Annotated in this window: 11 protein-coding genes; 7 read left to right on the forward strand and 4 right to left on the reverse strand. The window is 73.4% G+C overall.

The features are described 5' to 3' along the window. Nucleotides 1–4 precede the first annotated feature (4 nt). The 4 genes from AB0C17_RS13715 (at nt 5) to AB0C17_RS13730 (ending at nt 7825) form a co-directional block, all read left to right on the forward strand. The gene (locus AB0C17_RS13715; RefSeq protein ID WP_357468184.1) at nt 5–349 is read left to right on the forward strand and encodes a rhodanese-like domain-containing protein; all 345 of its coding nucleotides are present in this window, start codon (nt 5–7) and stop codon (nt 347–349) included. A 35-nt stretch (nt 350–384) separates the two neighbouring features. Further along, complete coding sequence (locus AB0C17_RS13720) at nt 385–1764, forward strand: rhodanese-like domain-containing protein (protein ID WP_357467759.1); 1380 nt, start codon at nt 385–387, stop codon at nt 1762–1764. A 126-nt stretch (nt 1765–1890) separates the two neighbouring features. Beyond that, the gene (locus tag AB0C17_RS13725; protein ID WP_357383004.1) at nt 1891–2121 is read left to right on the forward strand and encodes a DUF2188 domain-containing protein; all 231 of its coding nucleotides are present in this window, start codon (nt 1891–1893) and stop codon (nt 2119–2121) included. 241 nt (nt 2122–2362) lie between these two features. Beyond that, complete coding sequence (locus tag AB0C17_RS13730) at nt 2363–7825, forward strand: carboxyl transferase domain-containing protein (protein ID WP_357467762.1); 5463 nt, start codon at nt 2363–2365, stop codon at nt 7823–7825. 122 nt (nt 7826–7947) lie between these two features. On the opposite strand, the gene AB0C17_RS13735 is transcribed toward AB0C17_RS13730, so the two are convergent. Further along, nucleotides 7948–8352 carry a transcriptional repressor gene (locus AB0C17_RS13735; RefSeq protein ID WP_354864003.1) on the reverse strand — a complete coding sequence of 135 codons (405 nt, stop codon included), beginning with the start codon at nt 8350–8352 and terminating at the stop codon, nt 7948–7950. A 229-nt stretch (nt 8353–8581) separates the two neighbouring features. On the opposite strand from AB0C17_RS13735, the gene AB0C17_RS13740 reads away from it, so the two are divergent. Genes AB0C17_RS13740 through AB0C17_RS13750 form a run of 3 tightly spaced genes read left to right on the forward strand, consistent with a single transcriptional unit; the run spans nt 8582 to nt 11012 of the window. After that, nucleotides 8582–9148 carry a copper chaperone PCu(A)C gene (locus AB0C17_RS13740; RefSeq protein WP_357467764.1) on the forward strand — a complete coding sequence of 189 codons (567 nt, stop codon included), beginning with the start codon at nt 8582–8584 and terminating at the stop codon, nt 9146–9148. After that, nucleotides 9145–10377, forward strand: coding sequence for a Dyp-type peroxidase (locus AB0C17_RS13745; protein WP_357478651.1), 1233 nt, complete (start codon nt 9145–9147; stop codon nt 10375–10377). Before AB0C17_RS13740 ends, AB0C17_RS13745 begins: the two co-directional genes overlap by 4 nt. A gap of 20 nt (nt 10378–10397) precedes the next feature. Continuing rightward, on the forward strand, nt 10398–11012 hold the full coding sequence (locus tag AB0C17_RS13750; RefSeq protein WP_357478655.1) for a copper resistance protein CopC: 615 nt from the start codon (nt 10398–10400) through the stop codon (nt 11010–11012). Between the two features lie 44 nt (nt 11013–11056). On the opposite strand, the gene AB0C17_RS13755 is transcribed toward AB0C17_RS13750, so the two are convergent. The 3 genes from AB0C17_RS13755 to araA all read right to left on the reverse strand — a co-directional run bounded on the left by AB0C17_RS13755 (nt 11057) and on the right by araA (nt 16188). After that, nucleotides 11057–12046, reverse strand: a complete 990-nt coding sequence (locus tag AB0C17_RS13755) for a LacI family DNA-binding transcriptional regulator (RefSeq protein ID WP_357382994.1) — start codon at nt 12044–12046, stop codon at nt 11057–11059. A gap of 317 nt (nt 12047–12363) precedes the next feature. After that, the gene (locus tag AB0C17_RS13760; protein WP_357382992.1) at nt 12364–14439 is read right to left on the reverse strand and encodes an RICIN domain-containing protein; all 2076 of its coding nucleotides are present in this window, start codon (nt 14437–14439) and stop codon (nt 12364–12366) included. A 246-nt stretch (nt 14440–14685) separates the two neighbouring features. Further along, the gene (gene araA / locus AB0C17_RS13765; RefSeq protein WP_357478660.1) at nt 14686–16188 is read right to left on the reverse strand and encodes an L-arabinose isomerase; all 1503 of its coding nucleotides are present in this window, start codon (nt 16186–16188) and stop codon (nt 14686–14688) included. Nucleotides 16189–16209: the final 21 nt, after the last annotated feature.

Genomic DNA, 16209 nt, shown 5'->3' on the forward strand with positions numbered 1-16209 from the left:
CCGCCTGTTCGGCCCCCGCGTCGCCCGGGTCTCCCCGGCCGAGGCCGCGGCGCTGTCCGGCGCGGGCGCGCTGCTGCTCGACGTGCGCGAGCCCGCCGAGTGGCGGGCCGGGCACGCGCCGGGCGCCCGGCACATCCCGCTCGGGCAGCTCGCGGACCGGCTGTCCGAGGTGCCGGCGAACCGGCCCGTGGTGACCGTCTGCCGGTCCGGCGCGCGATCGCGGCGGGCGGCCAGGATGCTCGCCGCGGCGGGCCACGAGGTGCACGACCTGACCGGCGGCATGCGGGCGTGGGCGCGCGCCGGGCTGGCGGTACGAGCCAAGGGCGGCCGGCCGGGCCACGTGGCCTGAGCAGACGCCTCATCACCAGGAGAAGGAGCACGCCGATGTTGTTCACCCAGTACTACCTCGACTGCCTGTCCCAGGCCTCGTACCTGATCGCCGACGAGCGCACCGGCCGGGCCGTGCTCGTCGACCCGCGCCGGGACATCGACGAGTACCTCACCGACGCCCGGGCGCACGGCCTGACGATCGAGGGCGTCGTCAACACCCACTTCCACGCCGACTTCCTCGCCGGCCACCTCGAGGTGGCCGCCGCGACCGGGGCGTGGATCGGCTACGGGCACCGGGCCGAGACCGAGTACCCGAGCCGCAAGCTCACCGACGGCGAACGGATCAGCCTCGGCGACGTGACCCTGGAGATCATGGAGACCCCGGGTCACACGCCGGAGTCGATCAGCATCCTGGTCTACGAGCGCGCCGACGACCCGGCCCCGTACGGCGTGCTGACCGGCGACGCGCTGTTCATCGGCGACGTGGGCCGCCCGGACCTGCTCGCCTCGTTCGGCGTGACCGCCGAGGAACTCGGCCGGATGCTCTACGACAGCGTGCAGCGCAAGCTGATGGGCCTGCCCGACGAGGTGCGCGTCTTCCCCGCCCACGGCGCCGGCTCGGCCTGCGGCAAGAACCTGTCCACCGAACGGCAGTCCACCATCGGCGAGCAGCGCCGCACCAACTACGCCTGCGCGCCGATGAGCGAGGAGCGCTTCCTCGCCCTGGTCACCGGCGGGCAGCCGGCCGCGCCCGGCTACTTCGCCTTCGACGCGGTGCTCAACCGCAAGGCGCGTGAGCTGTTCGACCACGCCCGGCCGGCCCGCCCGCTCACCCCGGCCGAGTTCCTGGCCGCCCGGGCCGACGGCGCCGTCGTGGTCGACGCCCGCGACCCGCAGGAGTACGCGACCGGGCACCTGCGCGGCGCGCTCAACGTCCCGGCCGACGGCCGGTTCGCCGAGACCGCCGGCAGTGTCGTCGCACCCGACCGGCCGGTGCTCGTGGTGGCCCCGCAGGACCGGGAGGAGGAGATCGTCGTCCGCCTCGCCCGGATCGGCTTCGACCGGGTCATCGGCTACCTGCGCGAGCCCGAGAGCGCGTTCCTGGAGATGGTCGCCGAGATGACCCGGGCCAGCCGGCTCACCGCCACCGAACTGCGCGCGGCCCTCGATCGCCCGGACGCCCCGGTGGTGCTGGACGTGCGCAACGCGGGTGAGCGGGAGCAGGGTGCCGTGGACGGCTCGCTGCACATCCCGCTGGCCGAGCTGACCCGCCGCCTCGACGAGGTGCCGGCCGGCCGGCCCGTCGTGGTGCACTGCGCCGGCGGGTACCGCTCGTCGGTCGCCGCCAGCCTGCTGCGCGACGCCGGTCACTCCGACGTGTCCGACCTGCTCGGCGGGTACGGCGCCTGGCAGGGACTGCACGCCGCCGCCTGACCCGGGCGGTCCGGACCGGGCGCTCACACGCCCGGCCCGGACCGCCGGATCGTGCCACCAGGATTAGCACTCCCCGCGCATGGGCAGACATTTGTCATCAGGCACGCGAACGAGGGAGCTGACGGCATGGCGAAGGGCGACATCGACACCTACCAGCAGGACGGGCAGTGGAAGAACCGCCCGGAGGGCAACGAGCGCGCGACCAGCCGCCACGACACCAAGGCGGAGGCCGAGGCGGCGGGCCGGGAGATGGCCGTCGAACGCGGCACCGAGCACGTGATCAAGAAGCAGGACGGCACGATCGGCGAGAAGAACACGTACCCCCGCGAGCGCGACCCCCGGGACATCCCGGGCTGAGCCGCCAACACCGCACGTCGCAAGACGGCGCCGGACCCGCTCGGGTCCGGCGCCGTTGTCGCATACCCGCCGGTAGTGAGCGCCTGGCTAAAAACTTTTGTTGGGTTCCCACAACGGCCCCCGCTCAGGCTTCGGCGGTTACGACATGGCGCGGCCCGCGCACAGGCGGAAGGGTGAGGCAAGCCGGGGGCACCGCCGCCGCCCGGCGCACCACCGTGGGTCTACCGAAGGGGACGGTCACGTGTTCACCCGTGTCGCCATCGTCAACCGTGGTGAGGCCGCGATGCGGCTCATCCACGCGGTCCGGGAACTGGCCGCGGAGACCGGCAGCCGGATCGAGACCGTCGCGTTGTACACCGACGTCGACCGTACCGCCACCTTCGTCCGCGAGGCGGACATCGCCTACGACCTCGGCCCCGCGTCGGACCGCCCGTACCTCGATCTGAAGGTCCTGGAGCGCGCGCTGGTCGACACCGGTGCGGACGCCGCGTGGGTGGGCTGGGGTTTCGTGGCCGAGGACCCGGCGTTCGCCGAGCTGTGCCAGAAGGTCGGCGTGACGTTCGTCGGGCCGAGCCCGGACGCCATGCGCAAGCTCGGCGACAAGATCGGCGCGAAGCTGATCGCCGAGGAGGTGGGCGTGCCGGTCGCGCCGTGGAGCCGCGGCGCGGTGGAGAGCCTGGAGGACGCGCTGCGCGCGGCGGCCTCGATCGGCTACCCGCTGATGCTCAAGGCGACGGCCGGTGGTGGCGGGCGCGGCATCCGGGTGATCCGCAGCGACGCCGAACTGGCCGACGCCTACGAGCGCACCAGCCAGGAGGCGGCGCGGGCGTTCGGCAGCGGCGTGGTGTTCCTGGAGCGCCTGGTCACCGGCGCCCGGCACGTCGAGGTCCAGGTGATCGCCGACGGCCAGGGCACCGCGTGGGCGCTCGGCGTACGGGACTGCTCGGTGCAGCGGCGCAACCAGAAGGTGATCGAGGAGTCGGCGTCGCCGGTGCTGAGCCCGGAGCAGACCGCGGAGCTGAAGGCGTCCGCGGAGCGGCTGGCGGTCGCCGTCGGGTATCGCGGCGCGGCCACTGTGGAGTTCCTCTACCACCCGGGCGACCGGCTGTTCGCGTTCCTGGAGGTGAACACGCGCCTTCAGGTCGAGCACCCGATCACCGAGTCGACCACCGGGTTCGACCTGGTCAAGGCGCAGTTGCACGTGGCCGGCGGCGGACGGCTCACCGGCGGGCCGCCGGCCGAGCGCGGGCACGCGATCGAGGCACGGCTCAACGCCGAGGACCCGGACCGCGACTTCGCGCCCTCCCCCGGCCGGATCACCCGGCTGGACCTGCCCGCCGGCCCGGGCATCCGGGTCGACACCGGGGTCAGCGAGGGCGACACCATCCCGGCCGACTTCGACTCGATGATCGCGAAGATCATCGCGTACGGCCGGGACCGCGACGAGGCGCTGGGCCGCCTGCGCCGGGCCATGGCGAACACCACTGTGGTCATCGCCGGCGGCGCGACGAACAAGAGCTTCGTGCTCGACCTGCTCGACCAGCCCGAGGTGATCGACGCCAGCGCGGACACCGGCTGGATCGACCGGGTACGCGGCGAGGGCCGCCTGGTCGCGCACCGGCACTCCGCCGTCGCGCTGGCCGCCGCCGCGATCGAGGCGTACGAGGAGGACGAGACCGCCGAGCGGCAGCGGCTGCTGTCCACGGCGGCCGGTGGACGCCCCCAGGTGCAGCACCGCAGCGGCCGGCCGCTGGACCTGAAGCTGCGCGGCGTGACCTACCGGATGCGGGTGGCCCGGGTCGGCGCGCACCGGTTCCGGGTCGGCGTCGAGGTCGGCGGCGACGTCCGCACCGCCGACGTCGAGCTGGACCGCTTCGACCGGCACACCGGCCAGGTCGCCGTCAACGGCGCCCGGTTCCGCCTGCTCACCGACACCCACGGCCCGGTCCACCTGGTCGAGGTGGACGGCGTGACGCACCGGATCAGCCGCGACGAGGGCGGCGTGCTGCGCTCCCCCATGCCGGCGCTCGTGGTCGCCACCCCGCTCGCGGTCGGCGCGGAGGTCGAGGCCGGGGCGCCGGTGCTGGTGCTGGAGGCGATGAAGATGGAGACGGTGCTGCGGGCGCCGTTCCGGGCCCGCCTCAAGGAGTCGTCGGTGGCGGTGGGCACCCAGGTGGAGGCCGGTGCGCCACTGCTGCGCCTGGAGCCGGTCGCCGAGGAGGGCGCCGAGGCCGCCGCCGGCCCGGCCGGGCCGGCGGTGGAGCTGGACCTGCCCGTCGCGCCCGCGGACGTGCCGGCGCGGTCCCGGGCCGCACGCGGCCGGGAGGACCTGTGCGCGCTGATGCTCGGCTACGACGTGGACCCGCACGACGAGCGCCGGGTGCTCGACGACTACCTGGACGCGCGGCGCGCGGCCACCGAGGCCGGGCACCGGCCGCTGGCCGAGGAACTGGACCTGGTCAACGTCTTCGCCGATCTGGCCGAGCTGAGCCGCAACCGGCCCGGCGACGACGCGCCGGGCGGGCACGCGCCCAGCGCCCGCGAGTACTTCCACACCTACCTGCAGAGCCTCGACGTCGAGCGGGCCGGTTGCCCGGAACCGTTCCGGGCCCGCCTGGCCAAGGCGCTCGCCCACTACGGCGTCACCGAGCTGGACCGCTCCCCCGAGCTGGAGGCCGCGGTCTTCCGGATCTTCCTGGCGCAGCAGCGGGCCGCCGCCGACGCCACGGTGATCGCCGCGCTACTGCGCTCCTGGCTGCGCGAGCCGCCTCCGGACGAGGCGCTGCGCGAGCCGGCCGGCCTCACGCTGGAACGCCTCGTCGCGGCCACCCAGGTCCGCTTCCCGGTGGTCGCCGACCTGGCCCGGGGCGTGGTGTTCGCCTGGTTCGCCCAGCCGCTGCTGCGTCGCAACCGGGCCCGCGTCTACGCCCGGGTCCGCTCCCACCTGCGGCACCTCGACGCGCAGCCGGACGCGCCGGACCGCGCCGAGCGGATGGCCGAGATGGTGCGCAGCACCGAGCCGCTGGTCCGGCTGCTCGGCCAGCGTCTGGTCCGCAACGCCCCGGACAACGCGACAATGCTGGAGGTGCTGACCCGCCGGTACTACGGCAACAAGGCGCTCACCGAGGTCACTACGCGCACCGCCGAGGGCTGCACGTTCGTGGTGGCCGGGCGCACCGGGTCGAGCGTGGTCTCGGCCGCCGTACGCTTCGACGCGCTCGGCGACGCGCTGCGCGGCCTGGCCGAGGTGGCCCGGGACTGCGAGGCGGTCGACGCGGACGTCTACCTGTCCTGGGAGAACCAGCCCGAGGACCTGGGCGCCACCGCCGCCGCGCTGCTGGAGGTGGTGAACGCGCACCCGCTGCCGCAGCAGGTACGCCGGCTCACCACCACTGTGGCCGGTCGGGCCGGCGCGGTGATGCACCACCACGTCACGTTCCGTCCGGCCGAGGGCGGGGGGATGGCCGAGGAACGGCTGATCCGCGGCCTGCACCCGTACATCGCGCAGCGGATGCAGCTGGAGCGGCTGCGCGAGTTCGACCTGACCCGGCTGCCGTCGCTGGACGAGGAGGTCTACCTGTTCCAGGCGGTCGCCCGGCAGAACCCGGCCGACCAGCGGCTGGTGGCGTTCGCGCAGGTGCGTGACCTGACCGAGCTGCGGGAACAGGACGGCCGCCTGGTGGCGCTGCCGACCACCGAGGACGCGGTGGCGGCCTGCCTCGACTCGATCCGCCGGGCGCAGTCGCGGCGGCCGTCGAAGTCGCGGTTCCCGACCAACCGGATCGTCATCTACGTGTGGCCGCCCAGCGAGCTGACCCGCGAGGAGATGGAGCTGATCGCCGGGCGGGTACGCCCGACCACCGTGGGCGCCGAACTGGAGGAGATCCTGTTCATCGCCCGGCAGCGCGACCGCCGTACCGGGGAGCTCACCAAGGTCGGCGTGCGGATCACCTTCGATGTGACCGGGCACGCGCGGCTGACCGTGGGCGAGCCGCCGGCCGAGCCGGTCGAGCCGCTGGACGAGTACCGGCTGAAGGTGCTGCGCGCGGCCGGGCGCAACACCGTCTACCCGTACGAGCTGACCGGCCTGCTGGGCGACTTCGTCGAGCACGACCTGGACGCGGAGAACGAACTGGTGCCGGTGGACCGGCCGAAGGGCCGCAACACCGCGGCGATCGTGGCCGGCGTGGTCACCACGCCCACGCCGCGGCATCCGCAGGGGGTGACCCGGGTGGTGCTGCTCGGCGACCCGACCAAGTCGCTCGGCGCGCTCTCCGAGCCGGAGTGCCGGCGGGTGATCGCCGCGCTGGACCTGGCGCAGCGGATGGGCGTGCCGCTGGAGTGGTACGCGCTGTCCGCCGGCGCCCGGATCTCGATGACCTCCGGCACGGAGAACATGGACTGGGTGGCCGCGGCGCTCAAGCGCATCGTCGAGTTCACCCAGGACGGCGGTGAGATCAACATCGTGGTGGCGGGCATCAACGTCGGCGCCCAGCCGTACTGGAACGCCGAGGCGACGATGCTCATGCACACCAAGGGCGTGCTGGTCATGACGCCTGACTCGGCGATGGTGCTCACCGGCAAGCAGTCGCTCGACTTCTCCGGCGGTGTCTCCGCCGAGGACAACTTCGGCATCGGCGGCTACGACCGGGTGATGGGCCCGAACGGGCAGGCGCAGTACTGGGCGCCGGACCTGCCGGCCGCGCGGGACGTGCTGATGGCGCACTACGACCACACGTACGTCGCGCCGGGCGAGGCCGCACCGCGCCGGGCCGTCACCATGGACCCGGTGGACCGGGACATCTGCGGCTACCCGCACGCGGTGGCCGGCAGCGACTTCGCCACCGTCGGTGAGATCTTCTCCGCCACGGCGAACCCGGACCGCAAGAAGCCGTTCGACATCCGTACCGTGATGCGGGCCCTCGCCGACCAGGACCACCCGGTGCTGGAGCGGTGGGCCGGGATGGCCGACGCGGAGACCGCTGTGGTGCAGGACGTGCACCTCGGCGGCATCCCGGTGTGCCTGCTCGGCATCGAGTCCCGCTCGGTGCCCCGGCACGGCTTCCCGCCCACCGACGGCCCGGACACCTACACCGCGGGCACGCTGTTCCCGCGCTCGTCGAAGAAGGCCGCGCGGGCGATCAACGCGGCCAGCGGCAACCGGCCGCTGGTCGTGCTCGCCAACCTGTCCGGCTTCGACGGCTCACCCGAGTCGATGCGCAAGCTGCAACTGGAGTACGGCGCGGAGATCGGCCGGGCGATCGTCAACTTCCGCGGCCCGATCGTGTTCTGCGTGATCTCGCGCTATCACGGCGGCGCGTTCGTGGTCTTCTCCAAGGCGCTCAACCCGGACATGACGGTGCTGGCGATCGAGGGGTCGTTCGCCTCGGTGCTGGGCGGCGCGCCGGCCGCCGCCGTGGTGTTCGCCGGTGAGGTCGCCGCCCGCACCGCCGCCGACGCGCGGGTACGCGACCTGGAGGCGAAGGTCGCCGCCACGGCCGGCACCGAGCGGGCGACGCTCACCGCCGAGCTGGACGAGCTGCGCTCGTCGGTGCGGGCGGAGAAGCTGGGCGAGGTGGCCGCCGAGTTCGACCGGGTGCACAGCATCCAGCGGGCCGTCGAGGTCGGGTCGGTCGACGCGGTGGTCCGCGCGGCCGAGCTGCGTCCCCGCGTCATCGAGGCGATCGAGGCACGGCTGAGCTGACCCCGTCGCACAGCGGGACGGCGGGCGGCCCCATGGGTCCGCCCGCCGTCCCGCTTGAGGCGATGTGCGACAGGTCCGGCAATCCGGTAACGGGAACCGTGTTCGTCAGCTCGCCGCGCGGGTCAGGCGGCGCAGCGGTCGCAGGTGCCGAAGATCTCCAGGGTGTGCCCGACGTCGGTGAACCCGTGCCGCGCGGCGACCTGGTCGGCCCACCGCTCCACGGCCGGGCCGGCCACCTCCACGGCCCGGCCGCAGCGGCGGCAGACCAGATGGTGGTGATGGCGGCTCTGGCTGCACCGCCGGTAGAGATGCTCGCCGCCGGGCAGCCGGGCCGAGTCGATCTCGCCGTTGTCGACGAGCATCTGCAGCGTCCGGTAGACGGTGGTGAGGCCGACCTTCGCCTGCCGCTGGACGAGCATCTGGTGCAGTTGCTGCGCGCTGTGGAAGCCGTCCAACTCCCGCAGCAGCGCCAGCACCTCGGCACGCTGACGGGTGTTGCGGGTCGCCCCGGTCGTCGCCTGGGTCACCGTCGCCTCCCTCGTCCGGGCGCCCGCCCGGCACCCTCGGCCGGCCGCGGCCGCACCCGGCGCGCCACGTGACACCCGGAACCATTATGCCTTCCGGGCGCACCGCCGAACCCGGCTCGGCGGGCGGCCCACCGGCCGGGTGTGACGTGCCCGACGGCCCCGGCCGGAACTTTCCGTGGCGCCGCGCCGACAAACGGTACGAACACCGGATCTTCGAGGGGACGACGTCATGTCCAGCACCAACCGCCGCCGGTTCCTGCGCCCGGCGGCCCTGATCGGCGCCGCCGTGCTGGCCGCGTCGATCACCGCCTGCGGCTCCTCGGACACGCCGTCCGCCGCCGCACCGGCCACCTCGGCGCCGGCCTCGGCGCCGGCGAGCGCCGCGGCGGGTGTGCTCACCGTCCGCGACCCGTGGGTGAAGGCCGCCGACAAGGGCATGACAGCCGCGTTCGCCACGATCGTCAACGACGGCGACACCGACGTCACGATCACCGGGGTGAGCACCGACGTGTCCCGGGCCGAGATCCACGAGATGGCCATGACCGACGGGAAGATGGCGATGCGGCAGAAGCCGGGCGGCGTCGTGGTCGCCGCCCGGTCCCAGGTCGCCCTGGAACCCGGCGGCGACCACCTCATGCTGATGGACCTCACCCGGCCGGTGCGCGCCGGCGACCAGCTCGACGTCACGCTCACCTTCGCCGACGGCCGGACCCAGACGTTCACCGCCGTGGCGAAGCCGTTCACCGGCGCCCAGGAGAGCTACGCGCCCGGGCACGGCGCGAGCCCGGCGTCATGACCGGCACCGGCGCGCCCGCCCGCCGGGTGAGCCGGCGTGGCCTGCTCACCGGCGGCGCGGCGGCCGCCGGGGGCGCGCTGGCCGGCGCCGGCGCCCTCGCCGCCGCCCGTGCTCCCACTCCCGGGGTACGCCCCGACGACGCCGTCCCGGTGGCCCGGGTGGGCGACGCGGTCGAGCCGTTCCACGGCGCCCGGCAGTCCGGGGTCACCACCGACGCGCAGGCGCACGCGGCGTTCGTCGCGTTCACGCTGCGGCCCGGCACCGACCGGGCGGCGCTCGGCCGGATGATGCGGCTGCTCTCCGACGACGCCGCCCGGCTCACCCAGGGCCGCCCCGCGCTGGCCGACACCGAGCCGGAGCTGAGCGTGCTGCCGGCCCGGCTGACCGTCACGTTCGGCTTCGGCCCCGGGCTGTACGCCGCCGCCGGGCTCGACGACCGGCGGCCCGCCTCGGTGGCCGAGCTGCCCGCGTTCGGCATCGACCGGCTGCAACCCCGCTGGTCCGGCGGGGACCTGCTGCTGCAGATCTGCGCCGACGATCCGCTCACCGTCGCCCACGCGCAGCGGGTCCTGGTCAAGGACAGCCGGCCGTTCGCCGTCGTCCGCTGGGTGCAGCAGGGCTTCCGGCGGGCCGCCGGGGCCGAGCCGGGGCGTACCCAGCGCAACCTGTTCGGGCAGCTCGACGGCACCGCCAACCCGAAGCCCGGCACGCCCGCCGACACGGCGGTGTGGGTGACCGACGGGCCGGACTGGCTGCGGGACTCGACCACGCTGGTGGTGCGGCGGATCAGCATGAACCTGGAGACCTGGGACCTGCTGGGCCGCGCCGACCGGGAACTCGCCGTCGGACGGCGCCTCGACACCGGCGCGCCGCTGACCGGGCGGGCCGAACACGACGAGCCGGACTTCGCCGCGCTCGGCCCGGACGGGCTCACCGTGATCCCCGACTTCTCGCACCTGACCCGGGCCCGTGTCACCGACGACCGGCAGAAGATCCTGCGCCGGCCCTACAACTACGACGGCGTGCCGACCCCCGAGGGGAACGCTGACAGCGGGCTCGTCTTCGCCGCGTACCAGGCCGACATCGCCCGGCAGTTCCTGCCCCTCCAGCGCCGCCTCGCCGAGCGTGACCTGCTCAACGAGTGGACCACCCCGATCGGCTCCGCCGTGTTCGCCGTACCGCCCGGCTGCCCCGAGGGCGGCTGGGTCGGCCGGCAGCTGCTCGGCTGACCACCACAGGAAGGCCCGTCATGCGTACCCGATCCGTCACCGCGCTGCTCGCCGCGACCCTCACCGCGCTGCTGCTGGTCCCGGCCACGCCCGCGGCGGCGCACAACTCGTTGCAGGAGGCTACCCCGGCGCGCGACGCCCGGCTCACCAGCGCGCCGACGCAGGTCACGCTGCGGTTCATGCAGCGGCTGAACCCGGCCTTCACCACCATCACCCTCAGCGACGCCGGCCGGCGCGCGGTGCCCACCGGCGCACCGGCGGTGGACGGCGTCACCGGCACGGTGACGATCGACGAGCCGCTGGTGAACGGCACCTACACCGTCGCCTACCGGGTGGTCTCCCGCGACGGCCACCCGGTCCAGGGCTCGTACCGCTTCACAGTGGCCGACCCGGCCGCGCCCGAGCCGACGGCTCCCGCCTCACCGACGGCTCCCGCCTCACCGTCGGCTCCCGCGTCGACCGGCGCGGACACCTCGGCCGGCGCGGGCGAGCCGGACGCCTCCGGTACGCGGTCCGGCGACGACGGCCCGCCGGTCGCGCTGCTGGCCGGCGGGGCGGTCGCCGGTCTGCTCGTGGTCACCGGGATCGTGCTGCTGGTCGTGCGCCGGGCGCGCGCTCGTCGCACGGACCACTGACGATCGGACCGTCGGGGGCCGGCCACGGAGGGGCAAGCCGCGGCTCAGCGGGCGGGCGGCGGGCCGACGCTGCGGCGCGGCACCAGCGTCGGGGCGATCGTCTGCCGCAGCGGCCCGGCGCTCTGCGACTCGATCTGGGCCAGGAGCAGGTCCAGGCTCGCCGCTGCCACCGCGTCGAAGTCCGGGCGTACCGTGGTCAGCGGCGGGATGAAGTACGCCGCCTCGGGCACGTCGTCGAACCCCACCACGCTGATGTCGTCGGGGACGCGGCGGCCGTGCTCGTGCAGCGCCCGCAGCACACCGAGCGCCAGGTGGTCGTTGGCGGTGAAGACGGCGGTGACCTCGGGCATCCGGGCCAGCATCTGCCCGCACCGGTAGCCCGCCGCCGCCGACCAGTCGGCATGGACCAGCGGCGGGATCTCGGCGCCGGCCTGCCGCAACGCCTCGCGCCAGCCCTCGATCCGGCCGGCGCTGTCGAACCAGTCCGACGGGCCGGACACGTGCCACACCGTGCGGTGCCCGGCGGCCAGCAGGTGCTCGGTGGCGGCCCGGGCACCGGCGACCTGGTCGACAGTCACCAGTGGGATCGGCCGTCGCGGATCGCCGTCGACTGTCACCAGCGGCACGTCCTGAGGCAACCGTTCCAGCGCCTCACCGGCGGACTCGACCGGCGCGATCACCACGATGCCGGCGACCCGGTGCGCCAGGTGCCGTTCCACTGCCGCCGAGATGGAGCGGTGGTCGAGGTCGCGGACGCTGCCGATACTCACCGCGAAACCGGCCTCGGCGGCGGTCTGCTCCAACGCGGCGAGCAGCGACGCCGGACCGTAGAGCGTGGTGTTCTGCGCGACCACACCGATCACCTGGGACCGGCCGGTCACCAGCGCGCGGGCCGCGCGGTTGGGCCGGTAGCCGAGTTCGGTGATGGCAGCCTGCACCCGGAGCCGGGTCTGCTCGCGCACGTTGGGGTGCCCGTTGAGAACCCGGGAGACCGTCTGGTGCGAAACCCCGGCGAGGCGGGCCACGTCCGTCATCGCAGGACCGCGCACGGCCACCTCACTTTCGCCACTGCCCGCGGCCACACCCGGTCGATCTCGACCGGACCGGCCCGGGTGGCGACAGTCTACGCCAGCGGTCCCATCGGTATCGGCACCGTCGAACGACCGTTCCCACCGTGGCGCGGTGCTATCGCGGAATCGATCGACGGCTCATTCCCTTCCGCTGCGCAGCGGCACGAACAGGCAGCTCGGAGGCGGTGCAATTGGGCCCGGGGTGCGGCTTTTCCGGCGATTGCCGCCGCCACACCCCGGGCCTTTGCAGTTGTGTCAACGCTCGTGAATGGTGACCGTTGTCACGGTGTTGTCAGCGAGAACTGCCGCACCGTCACCGCGCCGCCCAGCGATTGGGTGGCGTAGTTGAAGAAGCCGAACCGGTAGCCCATGAAGAACTGCCACGCGTTGTTGAGCGTCAGCGCGTTGCCGAGCGGTACGAAGTTCACCCCGTCGGTGCTGTAGGAGAACCGCGCCTGCCGGCCCGAACCCGGCCGGATGTCGGCGTTCGCCCGCAACCAGATCCGCCCCCCGGACACCGCCGCACTGGCGATCTCCGTGCCGGTGCTCGTGGTGTTCCAGTTCGAGCCCATGGTCAGGCCGTTCGTCATCACCACCCGGGTCGCGCCGTTGTCCCGCCGTACGCCGATCCAGGCCGAGCTGTCCCGCAGCATCGCCAGGCCGGCCCGGTCACCGTCGCGCATGGTCGAGTAGTCCAGCTCGATCGTGCCGGTCGAGGTCGGACCCTGGATGCGGTGGGTGAGCGTGTTGCGGGCCCGGTACAGGTCGTTCGTGACGGTGGCGGTCTGCAGCCGCAGGCCGTTGTTCACCGACCACCTGCTGTTGTCCGGGTTGTGGTTCCACTCGTACTGCGGGCCGAGCGTGGTGCCGGAGAACGTGTCGGTGCCGGTGAGCGGCTTGACCGGACGGGTCGGCAGCGGGTTGGGGTAGCTCGCGCCCCAGGCCCCGTTGACGGTCTGCACCTGCGGCCAGCCGTCGGCGGTCCAGGTGATCGGCGCCAGCGTCGGCATCCGGCCACCGGGGTACGCGTCGGTGAACGCCATGTAGTACCAGGCGCCGGTCTGCGTCTGCACCAGGCCGCCCTGGTGCGGCACGCCACCGCCGGAGATCGGGCCGGGCAGGTTCAGCAGCACCTGCCGCTGCTCGTACGGGCCGAACGGGCCGTTCGTGGACTTCAGCACGTACTGGCCGTTGGCCGGCCGGGTCAGCCAGATGTAGTACGCGCCGTTGCGCTTGTAGAAGCGCGCGCCCTCCAGCGTGCCGATGCTCGACGGCGTCTGGTAGACCTGCTGGGCCCGGACCTGGCTGCGTCCGTCGGCGGAGAGCTGGGCCACGCTGATCGTGCCGTTGCCGTACGCGACGTACATGGTGTCGTTGTCGTCGATCAGCATGCCGGCGTCGTAGTAGCAGTTGGGAATGGTGGTCAGCCGGTTCCACGCGCCGTCCACGGCGGTGGCGGTGTAGATGTGGGTCTGCGCGAAGTCGATGCACCCGGCCCAGTAGAACGTGCGGTTGCTCGGCCGGTAGTTGAGCGTCGACGCCCAGATGCCGTCCACGTACGCCTGCTCGCTGCCGCTCAGGTCGTACTTGGTGCCGAACTCCAGCCGCGGCACCGAGTGCCCGGCGAACTCCCAGTTCACGAGGTCCCAGGAGCGCAGCACCGGCGCGCCCGGCGAGTAGTGCATGGTCGAGGCGGACATGTAGTAGACGTCGCCGACCCGGATGATGTCGACGTCGGCGAAGTCCTGCCAGACGGCCGGGTTGGTGAAGTTGCCGCCCGGGTTGCCCGGGTTGCCGGGGCTGTCGCCGACGCGGACGAGCTGCCACTGCTGGTTCGCGCCGTTCCAGTCGTCGTACTGCACGATGTTGCCGCCGTCGGCGGTGGAGGCGTTCTGCACCTCCATCACCTTGTTCGAGTTCCGGTTGATCAGCCGGACGTACCCGCTGTCGGAGTCGGCCAGCCGGAACTGCTGGTTGTTGCCGCCGTGGTCGGTCCACTGGACCACCGCGGCGCCGTTGGCGGTGGACGCGCCGCTCACGTCCAGCACCTTGCCGGAGTGCCGGGAGCGCAGCCGGTAGTAGCCACCGCCGGAGTCCACGAACTGCCACTGCTGCCAGGCGCCGTCGTTGCGCGTCCACTGGGTGATCCGCGCCCCGTCGTTCGTCGCCTGGTTGTACAGGTCCAGCGCCTTGCCGCTGTTGCGGTTCACCAGCACGTAGTACGCGCTGGTGTCCACTGTGGCCGCCGATACCGGCGCGGGCACGGCGCCCACCACCACACCCCCCACCAGCAGCGCCACCACCCCGGCCAGCAGCCGGGACAGGCGTCCACGTCCACGGGACAGTCGAGCCGTCACCACGATCCTCCTTCGTCGACCGGAGCCCGGGCACGGCGGCACGCGCCGACCACGGCAGCGTTATCGCTAACAGCGAAGCCCACCCAGGCGGAGTCGGATCCCTGGCAACTGCGGCGCAGATCGCGCCCGGAACGGCCCGCGAGCGGTGCCGGTGACCCTATCCATCGACTGTGAGCGATAACATGTCGTTCGTCAAGCCGTAACACGGGGCACCGCCGCGGGCCGGCACGGCCGGCCGGCGAGGGCTCAGAAGCCCCGGGCGAGGCGGTAGTACGCCTGATTCCAGCGCAGCTCGTCGGCGAAGCGGTGCGGGCGCGTCTCGGCGTCGATGACCACCAGCTCGGTCCGGGCCATGTTGGCCAGGTCGCGCAGTTCCTCCATGCCGACGGCCTGGGACAGCACCGTGTGGTGCGGGGCGCCGGCGGTGATCCACGCCTCCGCCGAGCCGGCCAGGTCGGGCTGCGGGCGCCAGACCGCGCGCGCCACCGGCAGCCGGCGCAGCGGCTGCGGCGGCGGCACCACGTCCACCGCGTTGGCGATCAGCCGGAACCGCTCCCCCATGTCCACCATGCCCAGCACGACGGCCGGACCGGACGCCGCGTCGAAGACCAGGCGTACCGGGTCCTCCCGCCCGCCGATGCTCAGCGGGTGCACCTCCGCGCTCGGCACGTCGGCGGCGATGCTCGGGCACACCTCCAGCATGTGCGCGCCGAGGATCAGCTCCTGGCCGAACGTCAGATCGTAGGTGTAGTCCTCCATGAACGACGTGCCGCCGGGCACGCCGACGGCCATCGCCTTGAGCGTGTGCACGAGCACGGAGGTCTTCCAGTCCCCCTCACCGCCGAAGCCGTAGCCGTCGGCCATCAGGCGCTGCACCGCGATCCCGGGGAGCTGGCGCAGCCCGCCGAGGTCCTCGAAGTTCGTGGTGAACGCCCGGAACCCGCCGGCCTCCAGGAACGCGCGCAGGCCCAGCTCCTGCCGCGCCGCGTACCGCAGCGAGTCGTGCCGGTCCCCGCCGGGCCGCAGCTCGGCGGCGACCCGGAAGGTGTCGTCGTACTCCTTGACCAGGTCGTCCACCTGCGCGTCCGCCACCTGGTCGACGGCCGCGACGAGGTCGTTCACGCCGTAGGTGTTCACCGAGACGCCGAAGCGCAGCTCCGCCTCGACCTTGTCCCCCTCGGTGACCGCGACGTCGCGCATGTTGTCGCCGAAGCGCGCCAGCCGCAGCGTCCGCACCGCCGACCAGCCGACGGCGGCCCGGGCCCAGGCCGCGACCCGGCCGACGACCCGGGGGTCGGTGACGTGGCCGGCGACGGTCTTGCGGGCCACCCCGAGCCGGGTCTGGACGAACCCGAACTCCCGGTCGCCGTGCGCGGCCTGGTTGAGGTTCATGAAGTCCATGTCGATCTCGTCCCACGGCAGCGCCACGTTCGCCTGCGTGTGCAGGTGCAGCAGCGGCGTCCGCAGCGCGTCCAGCCCGGAGATCCACATCTTGGCCGGGGAGAACGTGTGCATCCAGGCGATCACCCCGACCGCGCCCTGCACGGCGGCGTCCCGGCACACCGCCAGGATGTCCGCGCTGGAGGTGAGGACCGGCTTCCAGACCACGCGTACGGGAATGTCCGGCGACTCGTCCAGGCGCGCGGCGATCTGCCGGGACTGCTCGGCGACCTGCCGCAGGGTGTCCTCGCCGTAGAGGCCCTGGCTGCCGGTGAGGAACCAGACCTCGGGCTGGGGGTGAGTTGCCATGTTGTTGCCTTCCGCGCTAGG

It is taken from the genome of Micromonospora sp. NPDC048887 (assembly GCF_040649715.1).
Classification (GTDB): domain Bacteria; phylum Actinomycetota; class Actinomycetes; order Mycobacteriales; family Micromonosporaceae; genus Micromonospora.

What these genes read in the sequence shown, in the direction of transcription:
- AB0C17_RS13720 (WP_357467759.1), top strand. Translation starts at nt 385, where the DNA reads ATGTTGTTCACCCAGTACTACCTCGACTGCCTGTCCCAGGCCTCGTAC.
- AB0C17_RS13725 (WP_357383004.1), top strand. Translation starts at nt 1,891, where the DNA reads ATGGCGAAGGGCGACATCGACACCTACCAGCAGGACGGGCAGTGGAAG.
- AB0C17_RS13740 (WP_357467764.1), top strand. Translation starts at nt 8,582, where the DNA reads ATGTCCAGCACCAACCGCCGCCGGTTCCTGCGCCCGGCGGCCCTGATC.
- AB0C17_RS13745 (WP_357478651.1), top strand. Translation starts at nt 9,145, where the DNA reads ATGACCGGCACCGGCGCGCCCGCCCGCCGGGTGAGCCGGCGTGGCCTG.
- AB0C17_RS13750 (WP_357478655.1), top strand. Translation starts at nt 10,398, where the DNA reads ATGCGTACCCGATCCGTCACCGCGCTGCTCGCCGCGACCCTCACCGCG.
- AB0C17_RS13755 (WP_357382994.1), bottom strand. Translation starts at nt 12,046, where the DNA reads ATGACGGACGTGGCCCGCCTCGCCGGGGTTTCGCACCAGACGGTCTCC.
- araA (WP_357478660.1), bottom strand. Translation starts at nt 16,188, where the DNA reads ATGGCAACTCACCCCCAGCCCGAGGTCTGGTTCCTCACCGGCAGCCAG.